Raw genomic sequence first — 18,172 nt, 5'->3', positions numbered from 1 at the left:
GCGCCGGCACCGCGCCGCGTTCGAGGCAAAGGCGCTCGCCCATCCGGTTCATCTCGGCGGCGCGGATTTCCAGGATCTTTCCGAGCAGCGGCGGCATTGCCGGTGCCCGGGTGAATTCGAGCACCGGCGACCACACCACGCGCGCCTCCGGCCATTTGGCGCGCAGCGCGTAGAGCAGGCCGCCAAAATCGCTCTTGAAACGCGGCACCGAGTGGAAGTTCTTGGTGTCATTGGTGCCGATGGCGAGCACGATATGCGTCCAAGGATCGGCCGACAGATTGGGCAGCACATGGTCGCGGATCTGGCCTGAGGTCGCCGAGTTGAAGCCGGCTGCCCGCCAGCGCACCGCACGGCCAGTGCGTTTCGAGATCAGATCAGCCAGTTGCGCGGCCAGCCCATACTCGGAATTGCCGATGCCGACCGAAGCGGCGGAAGAATCGCCAAGCATCAGAAGCGAGACCGCCGGCGCCTGGCCTGATATCTCGTGCATGACCGGACCCTGCGCCGGCAGCATGCGGGTGGTGCGGCGGCGCACGCCGAGCCCCTGCCAGACATAGACCGGAAAGGCGAGCCAGGTGAGGAGGGCAAGAAAGCGCTGCATCGCAAACCGTTAATGGGCAAGTCCGTTAAAGGGCATAGCGAGCAGCACTTAGCGCATATCGGGCTAAAGGCGAAAGACCTTGCGTCGACGGCCCGTCGTCAATGGCAACAGGCGTCCGGCATCTCGGGCCGGTCTGCATATTCATCGTGCAGCCGCACCCAGTCCATCAGGCTGTGGTAGGGGCCGGTCTCGTTGCGGCCCTTCGGCGTCAGGTCGAGATAATGATAAGCGCCGATCAGCGGATCGCCGCCCCTGGAGCGCGACATGAAGGTTAGGAAGATGTCACCGTTGTCATCCCTGTAGAACACGCTGATGCCGGGAAGGTCTTTTGATTTGCGCGCGCGCTGCTCGAAATTGTAGGTCGTGTCGCCTGATGCGATCTGCTTGTCGGTGAAGGAAACCTGCATGTCGAAGTTGAAATCCGAGGCGTAGGACGACACCCAGTCGAATTTCCAGCCCATGCGCTGTTTGTAGGGCAGAAATTCAGCCAACGGCGCCCGCGAGATCACGACAAGCGACACATCGTGGTGCTTGAGGTGCTGGTTGGCGCCGTCGATGTGGTCGGCAAGGAAGGAACAACCTTCGCAACGGTAATCGGCGCCCGGCCCGAACATGAAGTGGTAGACGATCAGCTGGCTTGCGCCGGCGAATAGTTCGGCCAGTTTCTTCGGGCCCTGTTCGGTCTCGAAGACATAGTCCTTCCGGACCTTCAACCAAGGCAATTCCCGCCGTTCGGCAGCGATGCGGTCGCGAAATCGCGTCAATTCCTTCTCGCGGGCCAGATGCGCCTTGTGCGCCTGGAACCAGTCTTCCCGTGAAACGATCTTGTTGTTTGGCATGGGTCTGCTCCTCTTTGAGACCCAAGGACGTTTGGGCTCAACGCAAGCCGACACGGTCCTCGCATTTTTGGAGCGATTTCGGAGCACATGGAACCCGGGCACATGACCCGGGTCCGGATGAAGGCAGAAAAAACCGGTCAGGCGGCCTGTTCCAGTTCCGGCTGCCATTTTCCAAGCGCGGCCAGATGGTTCATGTGGGCGCGGTGGGCGAAGGCGGCCTGGGCAGCGGCGACGTTGGCCGCCTTGCCGCTCCACGCCTTCTGTGGCGCCGCCTGCAAGGCGCGGCCGTAGGAGAAGGTCAATTTCCACGGATGCGGGCCGATGGCGTTGATGGCATTGAGGTTGGCGGTCGCCTCCTCGTCCGATTGTCCGCCCGAGAGAAAGGCGATGCCCCCAATTGCGGCCGGCACCGTTTCGCGGAACAGTTTTATGGTCTTTTCGGCGACTTCCTCGGGGCTGCTCACCTTGCCCGACTTCTTTCCGGCGAGAACCATGTTCGGCTTCAGGATGGTGCCTTCGAGGACGACGCGGGCTGCGTAGAGCTCGGTGTAGAGTTTCGTCAGCGTTGCCTTGCTGATCTCGTAGCAGGTGCCGATGTCATGGGCGCCGTCCATCAGCACCTCCGGCTCGACGATCGGCACGATGCCGGCCTCCTGGCAGAGCGCCGCATAGCGGGCGAGCGCATGGGTGTTCGAGCCGATCGACGTGGCGGAAGGCACGCCCTTGGCGACGTCGATGTCGATCACCGCACGCCATTTGGCGAAACGGGCGCCGAGCTTGTAATAGTCGGCAAGCCGCTCACGCAGACCGTCGAGGCCTTCGGTGATCGTTTCACCGGGGTAGCCGGCCAGAGGCTTGGCGCCGGCATCGACCTTGATGCCTGGGATGGCGCCGGTCGCCTTGATAATGTCGACAAGCGGCGTGCCGTCGGCGGCCTTCTGGTGGATGGTCTCGTCATAGAGGATGACACCGGAAATGTATCTGGTCATCGCCTCCTTGGCGCGGAACATCATCTCGCGATAGTCGCGGCGGCTGTCGGCGGTCGATTCGACGCCTATCACGTCGAAGCGCTTCTTGATGGTGCCGGAGCTTTCGTCGGCGGCCAAAAGACCCTTGCCGCCGGCCACCATCGCGGCGGCAATGTCCTCGAGACGTTCGCTCATTGTGCTTCTCCCTGAAACGGTTGTTCCAGCCTAGCAGACCACTAGAGCAAGGCAGGTTCAAGTCGAACCATTCCAAGCGGAAAGCTCGAATCGATTGAAACGCGCAAACGCCCCGTTCGCTTTCTCGCCTCAGCGCTTCAGCACATCGACGCCGGGCAGCGGCTTGCCTTCCATCCATTCCAGGAAGGCGCCGCCGGCGGTCGAGACGTAGGTGAAGTCGTCGGCGACGCCGGCGTGGTTGAGTGCGGCCACCGTGTCGCCGCCACCGGCCACCGAGATCAATTTGCCGGCCTTGGTGCGGGCCGCGGCGTGCTTGGCTGCCGCCACCGTCGCCCGGTCGAACGGCTCGATCTCGAAGGCGCCGAGCGGACCGTTCCAGACCAGCGTCGCGGCGCGGTCGATCCAGTCGGCAACGGTCTTCACGGTCTTTTCGCCGACATCGAGGATCATGCCGTCGGCCGGCACCTCTGATATGGCGACGGTTTCGCTGGCGGCTCCCGCCTTGAATTCCTTGGCGACGACACCGTCGACCGGCAGGATGATGGCGCAGCCGGCTTCGGCCGCCTCGATCATGATCTGCTTGGCGGTGTTGGCGAGATCATGCTCGCACAGCGATTTTCCGACATCGGTGCCGCGCGCGGCCAGGAAGGTGTTGGCCATGCCGCCGCCGATGACCAGCGCGTCGACCTTCCTTACCAGGTTCATCAGGAGGTCGATCTTGCTCGAGACCTTGGCGCCGCCGACAATGGCAACGACAGGGCGGACGGGATTGCCGAGGCCCTTTTCCAGCGCGTCGAGCTCGGCCTGCATGGTGCGCCCGGCGAAAGCCGGGAGCAGGTGCGCAAGCCCTTCCGTCGACGAATGGGCGCGGTGGGCGGCGGAAAAGGCGTCGTTGACGAAGATGTCGCCATTGGCGGCGAGCTTTTCGGTGAAGGCCGGGTCGTTCTTCTCCTCGGCCTTGTAGAAGCGGGTGTTTTCGAGCAGCAGCACGTCGCCGTTGCCCATGGCGGCGACGGCGCTCGCGGCTTTGTCGCCGATGCAGTCGGATGCGAAGCCGACAGGGCGGCCGAACACCTCCGCGGTCGCCGTGGCGATCGGCTCAAGCGAGAATTCAGGCGACGGTCCGTCCTTTGGCCGGCCGAAATGGGCAAGCAGGATGACCTTAGCGCCCTTGCCGGAAAGCTCGGCGATGGTTGGCGCGATGCGCTCGATACGGGTGGCGTCGGTGACCTTACCGTCGGCGACGGGAACGTTGAGGTCGACGCGCACCAGCACGCGCTTACCATCGATATTGCCGATGTCGTCCAGTGTCTTGAAGCTGGCCATGCTGTTCCCTTTCGCGAAAAATCGCCGGGACCTTAACCCGCAACAACGACGATGCAAGACCTGCAATGGTGCTACGCGGAAAATGACCACAGCCCGTGTCGGGAGCCGTCAGCCCTCGTCGGTTGCCTTTTCCACCACCGGCTGTGGAGCCGGTTCCGCGTCCGTCAGCGCCTCGCCACTCTGCTTTTTGACCCGCTTGCGCCAATTGCGCGCAAAGGCAACGATACGGTCGCCGATTTCGCCGGCACTCAGGAACACCGGCACCCGTGCCACCGGCGCGGTCGGCTCGAGGGAAAGACCAAGGCCGGTGATCTTGCCTTTGTCGTCGACGTCGCGGACGATCAGCTCGATCGGACCAATCAGCACGCGGTCGGCATATTCGGCATGGCCGCCGAGCCGCTCCGTCACCAGGTCGCCGACGGTCAGCTTGCGTTCCTCCTCGGTCAGGCCCGGCGTGTAGGCCGCTTCCAGTTCCGCGGCGGAGCGCGCCGGATCGACGGCGAAGGCGCCGAAGAAGTCCGCATCCTCAGGATCGACCACGGCGCGGCTGGCGAACAGCTTGTCGAGCAGGGCTGGATAGCGATCCGGCACGAAGATGTAGACATGGTCGCCGGCGGCGAGCCTGCCCATGTCCTGGAAGCGCATCGAGCGCCCGTCGCGCAGCACCAGCGACGGCCGCGCCCAGCGCGGAATGCGCTCACCGCGCGCCACTGGGCTGCCAGGTGCTACGCGATAGGCGAGAAGCTCGTGATGGGCGGAGCCGGGCAATTCGAGCTCGACCTTGTCCAGTGGCCCCAGGCGGGCCGGCACGATCAGGCCGAGGCGGCGCGCCAGCGGTCCGACAGTCCATCCCTGGATGACCAGCGACACCAGCACGACGATGAAGGCGGTGTTGAAGATGAGGCGGCCGTTCTCAAGGCCGCCAAGCAGCGGCGTGATGGCGAGCAGGATCGACACCGCGCCACGCAGGCCCACCCATGAGATGAAGGCGACTTCCGGGCGCGGCAGACGGAACGGCATCAGGCAAAGCCAGACGGCGATTGGCCGCGCCACGAAGATCAGGAACAGGCCTAGCAGCACCGCCGGCAGCAGGATCGCCGGAAATTGCGAGGGCGTCGCGAACAGGCCGAGGATCAGGAACATGATGATCTGTGCCAGCCACGACATGCCGTCCTGGAAGCGCTTGAGGATGGTGACGGCGCGGATGTCGGAATTGCCGGCAATGAGGCCGGCGAGATAGACCGCCAGAAAGCCGGAGCCGCCAATGGCGCCCGCGGCGGCGAACACCATCAGCGACAGTGTCACCACGAAGATCGGCAGCAGCCCGTGGTCGAGATTGAGCCGGTCGACGAGGCGCACGATGGCAAGGCCGCCGAAAATGCCGACGATAGCGCCAAGCCCCATGTTGAGAAGGAAACCGAGGACGAGGTCGGTAGCCAGCACCCCGGCCTCGAGATTGGCGTTGACGGCGATGATTTCGACCAGGGTGATGGTCAGGAAGATGGCGATCGGGTCATTGGTGCCGGATTCCACCTCGAGCGTGGAACGCACGCGCTCGCGCAAATTGATCTCGCCGGCGCGCAACAGGAAGAACACCGCTGCTGCGTCGGTCGAGGCAACTGCGGCACCGAGCAGGAAGGATTCCAGCCAGCTGAGATCGAGCAGGTAGTAGGCGACGACGCCGAACAGGCCAGTGGTCACAAGGACGCCGATCGTTGCCAGCGACAGCGCCGGTCCGGCCGCCTGCCGCAAGACATTGAGCGGCGTGCCGAAACCAGAATCGAACAGGATCACCGCCAGCGCCAGTGAGCCGGCAAAATAAGCCAGCCGCGCATTGTCGAACTGGATGCCGAGGCCGTCGGTGCCCGTGGCCAAGCCGATGCAGAGGAACAACAGCAAGAGAGGAGCGCCGAAGCGGAAGGCGATCAGGCTCGAAAACGCGGCTGCAACGACAAGTGCGGTGCCAACCAGCGTCACGAGATAGATCGCATGCTCCATCCGAAAACCGCCCCCTCAATTTCGTGTACCTCTCGCTTTACGGGAGAGTGAGGCGAAGACATGACCGGTGCAAGGCGGGAGGGTGGTTTTTTGCCCTATCCCGCCCAACTTCGTCATCCTAGGGCGAAGCAGCCGCGAAGCGGCGTCGCGCAGACCCTGGGATCCATGCCGTGACATCAGCCGGAATGCGGCGGAACAGAATTCTGCACGGCCGCAACGCTCCAACGGCACGGCATGGATCCTGGGGTCTGCGCCGCGTCGCTTCGCTCCTTGCTCCGCCCCAGGATGACGAAGCGCGATGGCCGTCAGGCCAATCTCCAAGACGTGCGATCTGCCGACACAAGAACGCGGCGCTCCAATGAAAAACGCCCGGACAGAGCCGGGCGTTTCCAAGTCGCGAGAAGATGGTCCTGTGATCAGGCGATGGTCTTGCCGAATGCAACGGCTGTGTCGGCCATGCGGTTGGAAAAACCCCATTCATTGTCATACCAGGACAGCACCGAAACGAAGTTGCCGTCCATGACCTTGGTCTGGTCGAGCGCCATGATCGAGGAATGCGGATCGTGGTTGAAGTCGATCGACACGTTCGGGTGATGGGTGACGGCGAGAATGCCCTTCAGCTTGCCCTTGGAGGCGGCGATCACCGCCTCGTTGATCTCCTGCACGGTCGTTGGCCGCTTGGCGATGAACTTGAAATCGACAACCGAGACGTTCGGGGTTGGCACGCGAATGGAGATGCCGTCGAGCTTGCCCTTGAGGTCGGGCAGCACGAGGCCGATCGCCTTGGCCGCACCGGTCGAGGTCGGGATCTGCGACAGGGCCGCGGCGCGGGCGCGGTAGAGATCCTTATGCATGGTGTCCAGCGTCGGCTGGTCGCCGGTGTAGGAGTGGATCGTCGTCATCATGCCCTTCTCGATGCCGACGGCCTCATGCAGCACGGCTGCCAACGGCGCCAGGCAGTTGGTGGTGCAGGAGGCGTTGGAGATGACGATGTGGTCCTTGGTCAGCTTGTCATGGTTGATGCCATAGACGACGGTGAGGTCGGCGCCTTCCGCAGGCGCCGAGACCAGGACCCGCTTGGCGCCGGCGGTCAAATGCGCCGCTGCCTTGTCGCGGGCGGTGAAGATGCCGGTGCATTCGAGCGCAATGTCGATGCCGAGCTCCCTCCAAGGCAGCTGCGTCGGATCCTTGATCGCGGTGACCTTGAACTTCTCCGTGCCAACAGTGATCTGGTCCCCGTCAACCGTCACTTCGTGCGGGAAGCGGCCGTGCACGCTGTCGAAGCGCAGCAGATGCGCATTGGTCTCGACCGGGCCGAGGTCGTTGACGGCAACCACATCGATGTCCTTGCGGCCGGATTCGTGGATGGCGCGCAGGATGTTGCGGCCGATGCGGCCGAATCCGTTGATGGCAACTCTGACGGTCATTTTTTTCTCCCTGGGAGTTGGAGGCCGAAGATCAAGTCCGCAGCTTCATAACGGCGGGCTGCCAAAGAATCCAGCCGTCGATGGGTTGGATTTAAGTCCACCAAACTGAGGCTGCCCGCAAAACCGCTACGCGCGTTTTCGCGGGCGCCAAGCTTTATTCGCCGTGCAGGCGGGCTTCCGCCGCCTTCACCGTCGCTTCGGCGGTGATGCCGAAATGCGGATAGAGCTGTTCGATCGTGCCAGAGGCGCCGAAGCCGGTCATGCCGATGAAGATGCCGTCGGTGCCGATGAAATGATCCCAGCCCTGGCGGATGCCGGCTTCGATGGCGATCTTGATCGGCGCGTTGCCGATCGTCTTCTTGCGATAGTCGGCGCTCTGCTTGTCGAACAATTCGAAGCAGGGGACCGAGACGACGCGGGTCGGATGGCCGTGCTTTTCCAGCGCCTCGCGCGCCGCCAGCGCGATTTCGACCTCGGAGCCCGAAGAGAAGATCGTCACCGCCGCATCGCCATTGGCGGCGGCCAGCTCATAGGCGCCCTGGCGGCTGAGGTTTTCCGCAACGAAGTCGTTGCGCACCGTCGGCAGGTTCTGCCGGGTCAGCGCCAACGTTGAAGGCGTCTTTTCCTGCTCAATGGCCAATTGCCAGCATTCGGCGGTCTCAACCGCGTCGGCCGGGCGGAAGACATTGTGGTTCGGAATGGCGCGCAGTGCGGCCAAATGCTCGACCGGTTGATGGGTCGGACCGTCTTCGCCGAGACCGATGGAATCATGGGTCATGACGAAGATCGAGCGGATGCCCATCAGCGACGCAAGCCGCATCGCCGGACGGGCGTAGTCGGAAAAGCACATGAAGGTGCCGCCATAGGCGATGAGGCCGCCATGCAGCGTCAGTCCGTTGAGCGCGGCCGCCATGCCGTGCTCGCGAATGCCGTAGTGGACGTAGCGCTGGCCGTAATCGTCTGATGTGATGTTCTTGGTCTGGCTGGTCTTGGTGTTGTTGGAGCCAGTCAGGTCGGCCGAGCCGCCGATCGTTTCCGGCACCGCGCCGTTGATGATCTCGAGCGCCATTTCCGACGATTTGCGGGTGGCGACCTTTGGCTTGTCCGTGGCGAGCTTCCTCTTGTAGTCGGTGATGACGGCGTCGAAATTCGCCGGCAGCTTGCCCCTGATGCGGCGCTCGAATTCGCTGCGCAAATTGGCATCGGCCTTGGCGAGGCGGCCTTCCCAGTCGGTGCGTGCCTTGACACCCGTCTTGCCGGCGTCGCGCCAGGCATCGAGGATATCGGCAGGGACATCGAAAGGTGCCGAATCCCAGCCGAAGAACTTTCTCGCCCCGGCGATTTCATCAGCGCCGAGCGGCGAACCGTGCGCCTTGTTGGTGCCGGCCTTGGTCGGCGCGCCGAAGCCGATCGTGGTCTTGCAGGCGATCATCGTCGGCTTGTCGGAATGGCGGGCCGCCTCGATGGCATAGGCGATCGCTTCCGGATCCTGGCCGTCGATGTGGCTGGCGTTCCAGCCGGACGCCTGGAAGCGGGCGACCTGATCGGTGTTGTCGGCCAGCGACACCGGGCCATCGATCGAGATGTTGTTGTTGTCCCAAAAGACGATCAGCTTGTTCAGCTTGAGATGTCCGGCAAGCGCGATGGCCTCCTGCGAAACGCCTTCCATCAGGCAGCCGTCGCCGGCCAGCACATAGGTGTAATGGTCGACAAGGTCATTGCCGAAGGCGGCATTCATGATGCGCTCGCCGAGTGCGAAGCCGACCGAATTGGCAAGCCCCTGGCCGAGCGGGCCGGTCGTCGTCTCGATGCCGGCGGCATGGCCGTATTCGGGATGGCCTGCCGTCCTCGATCCCAACTGGCGGAAATGCTTGATCTGGTCGAGGGTGATGTCCTCGTAGCCGGTCAGGTAGAGCAGTGAATAGAGCAGCATCGATCCATGACCGGCCGACAGGATGAAACGGTCGCGGTCGGCCCAGTGTGGAGCCTTGGCGTCGAATTTCAGGAAACGCGTGAACAGCACCGTGGCAATGTCGGCGCAGCCCATGGGCAGGCCAGGATGGCCGGATTGGGCCTTCTCGACAGCGTCCATGGAAAGAAAACGGATTGCATTGGCCATCCGGTCATGTTGTTCACGCGAGGTCATGCTTCCTCCAGTGTGGGGGTTTGGGGCCTTGGGAGAGCCCTGGAAAGGGGTGCGCGACACATAGCAGGCGCGGCTTTTTAGTCAATAAACCGGCGCGCTTTTGCCGGTCTTGTGATGGCGCCAGAAGGGTCTTGGAGGCCCTACATTAGCGTTAGCAGGGGACAGTCGCGAGACCTTTATTGACGTCGGCTTCACACGGCGCGTAATGTTTCAGACATAACGCGTTCTGAACGTGGATGATTCGGTGATGGGCAGGGCGCAGGACGAAAGCCATGACCGGGGAAACGACACTCAAGGAAGTCATCGCGAGGCTGGGTAAGGCCATCGAGGGGCTGGAAAATGCCGTCGCGGCCAAGCTCGAGCACGAGCGCGACTATACGGAAGCCGAGGCGGAGGTGCAGCGCATGAACGCCGACCGCTCGCGGCTGGCGCAGGAACTCGACAATTCCGAAGCGCGCGCCGAACGACTGGAAGACGCCAACAAGGAAGTGTCGCGTCGGCTGGTGACCGCCATGGAAACCATCCGCGCCGTGTTGGATAGATAGGGGCTGGCCCAATGGCACAAGTCACGGTTTCCATAGACGGCAAGCAGTATCGCATGGCTTGCGACGAGGGCCAGGAAGAGCATCTGATCGACCTCGCCGAGCGCTTCGACCGCTATGTCTCGCATCTGAAGGATTCTTTCGGCGAGATCGGCGACCAGCGGCTGACCGTGATGGCCGGCATCATGGTCATGGACGAGCTTTCGGAACTGCAAAAACGCGTCAAGGGCATGGAAAGCGAAGTGCTGACGCTGCGCAAGACGCGTGACGACGCGCTGACCAAGGCCGATAAGAACGATTCCGTGCTGACGAATGCGCTTGGCGCGCTCGCCCAGCGCATGGAAGATCTGGCGACGACGCTGGCGGTGAACAAGGCCTGAGCCAGCGCAGCGGAAATTCCTGCTGCATTTGCCGAGAAGCAATGAAAATTTTTCGCCGCCGGCCTCAATGCCGGTGGCAACAGGCGTTTGAAGGATGACACCGGAGTGGTAGAAGGGCAGAGCAGCGCCGGTGGGTGCCGGCTGCGATCTGCAAATCTGCAATCACAGGGTAGGGACACGTCATGAGCCTTCGTATCAACGATATCGCGCCGGATTTCACGGCCGAAACCACGCAAGGGACGATCAGCTTCCACGAATGGATCGGTGACGGCTGGGCGGTGCTCTTCAGCCATCCGAAGAATTTCACGCCGGTCTGCACGACCGAGCTCGGCACGATGGCCGGGCTGGAAGGCGAGTTCAAGAAGCGCAACGTCAAGATCATCGGCATTTCCGTCGATCCGGTCGAAAACCACGCCAAATGGCAGGACGACATCAAGACGGCGACCGGCCATTCGGTGAACTACCCGCTGATCGGCGACAGGGATCTCAAGGTCGCCAAGCTTTACGAGATGCTGCCGGCCGGTGCCGGCGAAACCTCGGAAGGGCGCACGCCCGCCGACAATGCCACGGTGCGCTCGGTCTATGTCATCGGCCCCGACAAGAAGATCAAGCTGGTGCTCACCTACCCGATGACCACCGGCCGCAACTTCGATGAGATCCTGCGCGCCATCGATTCCATGCAGCTGACCGCCAAGCACCAGGTGGCGACGCCGGCGAACTGGAAGCAGGGCGAGGACGTCATCATCACCGCCGCCGTTTCCAACGAGGATGCGATCAAGCGTTTCGGCGCCTATGAGACGATACTGCCGTATCTCCGGAAGACCAAGCAGCCCGCTGCCTGAGCAGGGCAGAGGCGGCACAGGAGATTTTTCGGTTTTCTCGTCTGCACGAGCATGCGGTGCTTGACGGCGTGGCGCTGGCGAATGACCATGCTCTTCTTTTGCCCCGGCAGGGAAAACCATTCCTGCCGGGTAGGAGTTGAGGGAGCCGGGATTGGACGCGACATCGGCCAAGCTGCAGGTGGCAGGCTTTTACGACAAGCCGAGCGGGTCCATCCAGTATGTCGTCGCCGACCCGCAGACGCGACGATGCGCAATCATCGATCCGGTCCTGGATTTCGACGAGAAGTCCGGCGCCACGGCGACGAAGAATGCCGACGCCCTGCTCGACTTCATTAGAGATCAACGGCTGGTCGTCGAATGTATCCTCGACACCCACCCGCATGCCGACCATTTCTCGGCGGCGCACTATCTCAGCGCGAAGACCGGAGCGCCGACGGCGATTGGCGAGAAGATCATCGACGTCCAGAAATTGTGGAAGGTGATCTACAACTGGCCGGATTTTCCTGCCGACGGATCCCAGTGGAACAGGCTGTTTGCGGATGGCGAGACCTTTTCGGTCGGCGGCATTCCGGCAAAGGTGCTTTTTTCGCCGGGCCACACGCTGGCATCGATCACCTATGTGATCGGCGACGCCGCTTTCATCCACGATACGCTGTTCATGCCGGACAGCGGCACGGCGAGAGCGGACTTTCCCGGCGGCAGTGCCGCCCGGCTCTGGCGCTCGATCCAGGATATCCTCGCGCTACCGGACGAGACACGCCTGTTCGTCGGCCATGACTACCAGGCGGAGGGGCGCGAACCCTTGTGGGAGAGCACTGTCGCGGAACAGAAATCCAAGAACACCCATATTGCCGCCTGCAGGACCGAGGCCGATTTCGTGGCGTTGCGCGAGGCGCGCGACAGGACGCTGCCCATGCCCAGGCTGATCCTGCACGCGCTGCAGGTCAACATGAATGGTGGACGCTTGCCGGAACCGGAATCCAACGGCCGCCGGTATTTGAAATTTCCGCTCGATTGCTTGTGATGAGATGGGTCGCAGACGCCAGCTAGTCTAGCTTCAGGGTTTTGTTCTGCGGGCTAAATGTTCATACGTGATTTGCCAAGGGTCGCTCTCGGAAGATCTTTCCTCGCCGATCCAATGGAAGCTGTTGGTAGTGATCTCAGTGAAACGCCATCGAGTTTTCAGACCGCGCGAGTCATTGCCGAGCTGGACAATGTCCTTACCCTCGGCCCGCCCGATCTGGCGCGAGTGATCTCGGTTGAGCGGGTCGTTCCATATGATGTGCCAGCCATCGATCCCAGGATCGAAGATGCGCAAAGTCGTGCCAAACATCGTGGACGGCGCAGGGCGCTTGGGCCTGATCCAAACGTCCTGAATCGCGCGGCCTTCGAGCACCCAGCCAAAATGGCATTCTCCATTCCATTTCTGGATTGTGCCGTCGTCGAGGTAGTGGACCGTGTCCATTTCCCAGCTTCCAATTAGCCATCCATACAGGTCCATCTCTTTCGCTCGGTCGGCTGGGGGACCTTCGGATTCGAGAGCGGTGAGAAACTGAGAAATCGTCATCGTCATCTCCAAATAGACGAGGTCGGCGCCCCATTGTCGCGCCCGCCTGCCGCAAGTGCCGCTTCGTGGAATTTCGCGACGGAAGCTCGTAAGGCGCCGGAACATTGCCGCCACAATTTGCAGCGTTGCGGTTTCCGGGGCTTGGGGAAAATTGCTATAATGCCGCTATGAATAAGATCGTTTGCGAACGCGATGGCGAGGCCGAAACCGCCGGCATCTTTGGTGGAGCGGTAGCGCGTCGCATGGGCGGGCAATAACCAACCCTAGCTAGAATATGGCACCAAGGTACAGCTCTCCCGGCAGTCGGAGGACCCATAAAAAACGGCGGCGCCAGTTGCCTGACGCCGCCGTTATTTGTTTCGTCGGAAGCCTTACGCCGCCGGCTGCGCCTCGATGGTGCGCAGGGCCTGCATCTGGCGCTTGGCCGCGGCCTTGACCGCGTCCTGCACCTTCTCGAAGGCGCGCACCTCGATCTGGCGCACGCGCTCGCGGCTGATGTCGAACTCGGCCGACAGCTCTTCCAGCGTCAGCGGCTCCTCGGCCAGGCGGCGCGCCTCGAAGATGCGCCGCTCGCGCTCGTTGAGCACGGCAAGAGCGCCGGACAGCATGCCGCGCCGGTTTTCCAGCTCGTCCTGCTCGATCAGCGCCTCTTCCTGGCTTTCGTGGTCGTCGACCAGCCAGTCCTGCCATTCACCCGATTCACCTTCGCTCGCCCGGATCGGTGCGTTGAGCGAGGCATCGCCCGAAAGGCGGCGGTTCATCGACACCACCTCCGCTTCGGACACGTTGAGGCGGGTGGCGATCTCGGTGATCTGATCGGGCTTCAAATCGCCGTCGTCGAGCGCCTGGATCTTGCCCTTCACCTTGCGCAGGTTGAAGAACAGGCGCTTCTGGTTGGCGGTCGTGCCCATCTTGACCAAGCTCCACGAGCGCAGGATGTATTCCTGGATCGAGGCCTTGATCCACCACATGGCGTAGGTGGCAAGCCGGAAGCCACGCTCCGGTTCGAATTTCTTGACAGCCTGCATCAGGCCGACATTGCCTTCCGAGATCACCTCGCCGATCGGCAGGCCGTAGCCGCGATAGCCCATGGCGATCTTGGCGACGAGCCGAAGGTGGCTGGTGACGAGCTTGTGCGCAGCCGTGGTGTCCTCATGCTCAGCGTAACGCTTGGCGAGCATGTACTCTTCCTGCGGCTGAAGCATCGGAAAGCGACGGATTTCTTCCAGGTAGCGGCTGAGGCCGCCTTCGCCGGAAACGATACTGGGTAATGACTGGGCCATGATAGCGCCCCCTCTCTCTTGGAGTGGTGCCCCCGAAACGCGGCGGGCATATGTCGCGAACGCCAAAAGGCTCGTCGCGACAGCGGATGTATATAGGAACAAAACCAGAAAGGACAGCATTGGTTCAACAGGAAACAGTGTGTCACGCCAAAGTGAACAACGACTGTCAGGTTTTGCCAATCAGGTTTTGAGTGGATGGAAGGCGGTTCAGAGTTTGCGAAAACCGTCGACGAGTTCCTCCATATCCCTCGGTACCGGCGCCTCGAACCTCATCGGTAGATGGGTAGTCGGATGCCGAAATTCAAGGAGGCGGGCATGCAATGCCTGTCGCGGAAATGCCTTCACCCGGCCTTTCAGCGGCTCGGGCAGCCGGTTCGCCTTGGTGCGAAACGCCTGGCCATAATCGGGATCGCCGACGACCGGATGGCCGATATGAGCCATGTGGACGCGGATCTGATGGGTGCGGCCGGTCTCGAGCCGGCATTCGACCAGGCTTGCCGTGGCAAATTCCTTTTGCTGCTCGCCAAAGCGCTCGATCACGGTGAAATGGGTGACGGCGTGGCGGGCATCGTCGCGGCCCTCGGGCACCACGGCACGGCGCACGCGGTCGGCGGCGCGGCCAAGCGGCTCGTCGACCGTGCCTGTCGGTCTCATCGGTATGCCCCAGACCAAAGCCAAATAGGCGCGTTTGAGATCGCCGGTCAGGCCATGGTCGGCAAAGGCCTCCGACAATGACTTGTGGGCGCGGTCGGTCTTGGCGACGACCATGACGCCGCTGGTCTCCTTGTCCAGGCGGTGGACGATGCCCGGCCGCCGCACACCGCCGATGCCGGAAAGACTGTCGCCGCAATGGTGGATCAGCGCGTTGACCAGCGTGCCGGTCCAGTTGCCGGCGCCGGGATGGACGACCAGCCCCGACGGCTTGTTGATGACGATCAATTCATTGTCTTCATAGAGGACGTCGAGCGGGATGTTCTCGCCTTGCGGCTCCGCCGGCTCCGGCTCCGGCATGTCGACCGACACGCGGTCACCGGCCGCCATCTTGCGCTTGGTCTCGGTGACCGGCTGGCCGCCGACCTTGACGGCGCCCTGCCTGATCAGCATCTGCACCCGGCTGCGCGACATGTCCGGACCGAGCTTGCCCGCCAGCCATTGGTCGAGGCGCCGGCCGGCCGCATCGGGACCCGCTTCCAGCATGATCGATCCCCCGTCTGGCGATCCCCCGTTTGGCGATCCGCCCTCCATCAATCCATACACTATCAATATGGGGGCCTCTTCGTTATGAGCGCTCATCGAAGAAAAAGTTCCGGAATGTTTGCCATGGCCGCTGCCGATGAAGACGAGGAAAAGCCGCTCGACCCCGAAGTCGAAAAGGTGCGCAAGAAGCTCGTCCGCTTCGTCGCCATTAATCTCGGCCTGCTGTTCCTTGCCCTTATGGTGGTGATCGCAGCCCTTGTCTACAAAACGCGCACCGCGCCGCCGGCTAGCCCGCCACTGGCCGGCGACATCCAGGTGCCATCAGGCGAGCCGCTGACCGGCGACATCGTGCTGCCGGTCGGCGCCAAGGTCATCAGCCAGTCGCTCTCCGGCAATCGCATCTCCATCGATGCGGAGCTTGCCGACGGCAGCCGCGCCATTTTTGTCTACGACATTACTGAGCGCCGCATCATCGGTCGCTTTTCGATCCGCAACAAATGACTGGTTTCGCCGAAAATCGCCGCGTCGCCACGGTCGCACTCGTGGTCAGAAACTATGACGAGGCGATCGCCTGGTATGTCGGCAAGCTGGGCTTTGTACTCACCGAAGACGTTGATCTTGGCGGCGGCAAGCGCTGGGTCACGGTGGCGCCGGCAGACCGACACGGCGCGCGGCTGCTTCTGGCAGAAGCGTCGGGCGACTTGCAAGCAAGCTGCATCGGCAACCAGACCGGCGGCCGGGTCTTTCTGTTCCTCGAAACCGACGACTTTGCCCGCGACCACGCGCTGATGCTCGAAAAGGGCGTCGAATTCCGTGAGGCGCCCCGACACGAGGCCTATGGCACTGTAGCGGTTTTCGCCGATCTCCACGGAAATCTCTGGGACTTGATCCAGCCAAAACGGTAAGCCTGCAACGGATATTTTCCCGGCACTAGAGACTGTCCGAAGGCCAGTTGCTTTTTCCCAGCCGTCAGCCTATATCGCCGGTTCTTGAACGCGCCCATCGTCTAGCGGTCAGGACACCGCCCTCTCACGGCGGGAACAGGGGTTCGATTCCCCTTGGGCGTACCAAGGATTTCAAATTTGCGTACACGGGTATCGCCGTCGGTCAAAGCCGGAGCCGTCGCTTCTGGTGCGGCGCCCTCAATTGAATTAGCATCGCTTCATGTAACCGAAGGGCCAAGGGTCCAGGACGGTGCGCAGAACGCCGCCGGGACGAATCTGTCGCGCAGCGAATAGATCGACGCTCGTCCTGGGGACGAGGAGATCGTAGGGAGAGAGGGCCAATGCAGAAACTGCAATCGCAGGGCGTCCATCACATCACGCTGGTCGGCGCCGGGCGCCAGACCTCCATCGACTTCTGGGAAGGCGTGCTTGGCATGCCTTTCATCTTCGAGCAGCCCAACCTCGACAAGGCCAGCGAAAGCCACCTCTATTTCGATCCGGGCGACGGCCGGCTGATCACCATCTTCACCGATGAGAGCCGCACGCCGGAGAAACGGCGCACGCCGACCGATCCGGGCTGCGTCCATCACATCGCGTTTGCGGTGTCGCGCGTTACCTTTCTGCAGGCGGTCGCCCGGCTCGACGAGCGCGCCATCAAGCATAGCGGCGTCAAGGATCGCGGTTTTATGGATTCGATCTATTTCGAGGATCCGCTCGGCCTGCTGATCGAGCTCGCCTCCTACCGTTTCGAGCCGCCGGCGGGCTTCACCCACGCCGACGTTCTGATGCAGGCGCACAAAATCCGCGTTGGGCGCGGCGACTACGCAATAGCCGAGGTGCATCTTGCCGACGCGATCCAGGCGCTTGTCGAGCGCTCACGCGCCACCTTGTCGGACGATCGGGCGCCGAAAAATCCATACTGACGACAGCACCCCGAGGGAGGAACACAATGGCAAAGACGACAACGAAGAGTGCGACGAAGCCGGCTGCCAAGGCCGCCACAAAACCAGTTGCCAAGGCAGCGACAAAGCCTGCAGCCAAAACGTCGAAAGCTTCCGCCAAGTCGGCAACGAAAGCCCCCGCAAAACCTGCAGCCAAGGCATCCGCGAAGTCCGCGCGGAAGGCCATAGCGAAATCAGCGAAAAAGTCCGCGCTGACGCTCAGCATGCTGAAGCCGAGCGTCAATAACATGAGCGTTCGGGTGTTTGCACGGGCGGCGGGGCTAGATCATTCCGAGACCGACGTATGGGGCCACACGCGCTCGCCTGAATACATGGCGCGAAACCCAGCCCATCTGACGCCGATGATCGAGGACAAGGGCTTGCCGAGAGGCGTGTTGTGGGAGAGCTGCGCCATCATGCAGTATCTCGCCAACAAGCATGGGCTGGAGAAATTGTATCCCAAGGCGCCGGCCAAGCGGGCAATGATCGACAGCGCCATGTTCTATCTGATCGGCACGCTTTACCCCTATGTGGCGCGCGCCACCTATCCTGCGCTGAATTTTCCGCAATATGCCGGCGAGGTCGGCCACAGCGACGCCCACCCTGACAGGAAATCGGAAGCCCAGAAGGCCGCGGCGGCCGCAATTGCCGAGCCGCTGGAGGTCTTTCACTCCTTCTTCAGGAACGGCAAGCCGTTCATCGGCGGCAAGAACCCATCGATCGCCGACATCCGCCTGGCGGCGACGCTGGAATTCCTCGCCGTCATCGACTACGCGCTGCCCCAATGGGCAAAGGAATATATGGCGGCGATCGAGAAGAAGCTCGGCAAGGCCTACGCGGAGCCGGCCAGCGACGTGCGCGGCTATATCGCCTATGTGAAGTCACAGGCCGAGGCGTGAGGCTTTCGCTCTAACGGTTGCTTCCTAAGCCGACCTAAAACAGAGGGCGAAAGCCCTGCCTTTTACTGGACGTAAGA

Annotated in this window: 18 protein-coding genes and 1 tRNA gene; 9 read left to right on the top strand and 10 right to left on the bottom strand. The window is 62.4% G+C overall.

All coding sequences use genetic code 11. The annotated features are described in order from the left end of the window. The 7 genes from EOC93_RS07870 to tkt form a co-directional block, all read right to left on the bottom strand. The coding region (locus EOC93_RS07870; RefSeq protein ID WP_245461395.1) for an SGNH/GDSL hydrolase family protein at positions 1–601 on the bottom strand (601 nt) is incomplete at its 3' end. A gap of 98 nt (positions 602–699) precedes the next feature. After that, a complete protein-coding gene (locus EOC93_RS07865; RefSeq protein WP_095487255.1) occupies positions 700–1,440 on the bottom strand; it encodes a thioredoxin family protein in 741 nt (246 codons plus the stop codon). Positions 1,441–1,577: 137 nt separating this feature from the next. Then, entirely contained in the window at positions 1,578–2,603 is a 1,026-nt protein-coding gene (locus tag EOC93_RS07860; RefSeq protein WP_127204287.1) for a class I fructose-bisphosphate aldolase, read from the bottom strand. Between the two features lie 129 nt (positions 2,604–2,732). Further along, complete coding sequence (locus tag EOC93_RS07855) at positions 2,733–3,929, bottom strand: phosphoglycerate kinase (RefSeq protein ID WP_126104595.1); 1,197 nt, start codon at positions 3,927–3,929, stop codon at positions 2,733–2,735. A gap of 108 nt (positions 3,930–4,037) precedes the next feature. Further along, positions 4,038–5,927, bottom strand: a complete 1,890-nt coding sequence (locus tag EOC93_RS07850; RefSeq protein ID WP_127204286.1) for a potassium/proton antiporter — start codon at positions 5,925–5,927, stop codon at positions 4,038–4,040. Positions 5,928–6,343: 416 nt separating this feature from the next. Continuing rightward, entirely contained in the window at positions 6,344–7,354 is a 1,011-nt protein-coding gene (gene gap / locus EOC93_RS07840; protein ID WP_095487247.1) for a type I glyceraldehyde-3-phosphate dehydrogenase, read from the bottom strand. Between the two features lie 154 nt (positions 7,355–7,508). Then, positions 7,509–9,500, bottom strand: a complete 1,992-nt coding sequence (tkt, locus tag EOC93_RS07835) for a transketolase (RefSeq protein ID WP_127204285.1) — start codon at positions 9,498–9,500, stop codon at positions 7,509–7,511. 272 nt (positions 9,501–9,772) lie between these two features. Here tkt and EOC93_RS07830 point away from each other — a divergent pair, with 272 nt between their 5' ends. The 4 genes from EOC93_RS07830 (at position 9,773) to EOC93_RS07815 (ending at position 12,288) form a co-directional block, all read left to right on the top strand. After that, positions 9,773–10,045: a DUF4164 domain-containing protein gene (locus EOC93_RS07830; protein ID WP_023797069.1), complete on the top strand. Its 273-nt coding sequence runs from the start codon at positions 9,773–9,775 to the stop codon at positions 10,043–10,045. 11 nt (positions 10,046–10,056) lie between these two features. Beyond that, entirely contained in the window at positions 10,057–10,422 is a 366-nt protein-coding gene (locus EOC93_RS07825; protein ID WP_095487243.1) for a cell division protein ZapA, read from the top strand. Between the two features lie 182 nt (positions 10,423–10,604). Next, positions 10,605–11,264, top strand: a complete 660-nt coding sequence (locus tag EOC93_RS07820; RefSeq protein ID WP_095487241.1) for a peroxiredoxin — start codon at positions 10,605–10,607, stop codon at positions 11,262–11,264. A 151-nt stretch (positions 11,265–11,415) separates the two neighbouring features. Further along, a complete protein-coding gene (locus tag EOC93_RS07815) occupies positions 11,416–12,288 on the top strand; it encodes an MBL fold metallo-hydrolase (RefSeq protein WP_095487239.1) in 873 nt (290 codons plus the stop codon). A gap of 33 nt (positions 12,289–12,321) precedes the next feature. Here EOC93_RS07815 and EOC93_RS07810 read toward each other — a convergent pair whose 3' ends face one another. The 3 genes from EOC93_RS07810 to EOC93_RS07800 form a co-directional block, all read right to left on the bottom strand. Beyond that, positions 12,322–12,831, bottom strand: coding sequence for a hypothetical protein (locus tag EOC93_RS07810; protein ID WP_127204284.1), 510 nt, complete (start codon positions 12,829–12,831; stop codon positions 12,322–12,324). A gap of 371 nt (positions 12,832–13,202) precedes the next feature. After that, positions 13,203–14,114: an RNA polymerase sigma factor RpoH gene (gene rpoH / locus EOC93_RS07805; RefSeq protein ID WP_029348727.1), complete on the bottom strand. Its 912-nt coding sequence runs from the start codon at positions 14,112–14,114 to the stop codon at positions 13,203–13,205. Positions 14,115–14,321: 207 nt separating this feature from the next. Further along, positions 14,322–15,407 (bottom strand): RluA family pseudouridine synthase, encoded by a 1,086-nt coding sequence (locus EOC93_RS07800; protein ID WP_127204283.1) that lies wholly within the window; start codon positions 15,405–15,407, stop codon positions 14,322–14,324. A gap of 27 nt (positions 15,408–15,434) precedes the next feature. Between EOC93_RS07800 and EOC93_RS07795 the strand changes: the two genes are divergently transcribed. The 5 genes from EOC93_RS07795 to EOC93_RS07775 all read left to right on the top strand — a co-directional run bounded on the left by EOC93_RS07795 (position 15,435) and on the right by EOC93_RS07775 (position 18,095). Then, complete coding sequence (locus EOC93_RS07795; protein WP_127204282.1) at positions 15,435–15,812, top strand: fimbrial protein; 378 nt, start codon at positions 15,435–15,437, stop codon at positions 15,810–15,812. Further along, the gene (locus tag EOC93_RS07790) at positions 15,809–16,216 is read left to right on the top strand and encodes a VOC family protein (protein ID WP_127204281.1); all 408 of its coding nucleotides are present in this window, start codon (positions 15,809–15,811) and stop codon (positions 16,214–16,216) included. The genes EOC93_RS07795 and EOC93_RS07790 overlap by 4 nt, the downstream gene beginning before the upstream one ends. A gap of 90 nt (positions 16,217–16,306) precedes the next feature. Further along, positions 16,307–16,381, top strand: a tRNA-Glu gene (locus tag EOC93_RS07785). 215 nt (positions 16,382–16,596) lie between these two features. Beyond that, on the top strand, positions 16,597–17,178 hold the full coding sequence (locus tag EOC93_RS07780) for a VOC family protein (RefSeq protein WP_127204280.1): 582 nt from the start codon (positions 16,597–16,599) through the stop codon (positions 17,176–17,178). Positions 17,179–17,204: 26 nt separating this feature from the next. After that, positions 17,205–18,095, top strand: coding sequence for a glutathione S-transferase family protein (locus EOC93_RS07775; RefSeq protein WP_127204279.1), 891 nt, complete (start codon positions 17,205–17,207; stop codon positions 18,093–18,095). Positions 18,096–18,172 lie beyond the last annotated feature (77 nt).

The organism is Mesorhizobium sp. M6A.T.Ce.TU.002.03.1.1 (assembly GCF_003997275.1).
GTDB lineage: Bacteria > Pseudomonadota > Alphaproteobacteria > Rhizobiales > Rhizobiaceae > Mesorhizobium > Mesorhizobium mediterraneum.
Note: the sequence above shows the minus strand (reverse complement) of the source record. Positions and strands in the feature narration are given on the sequence as shown.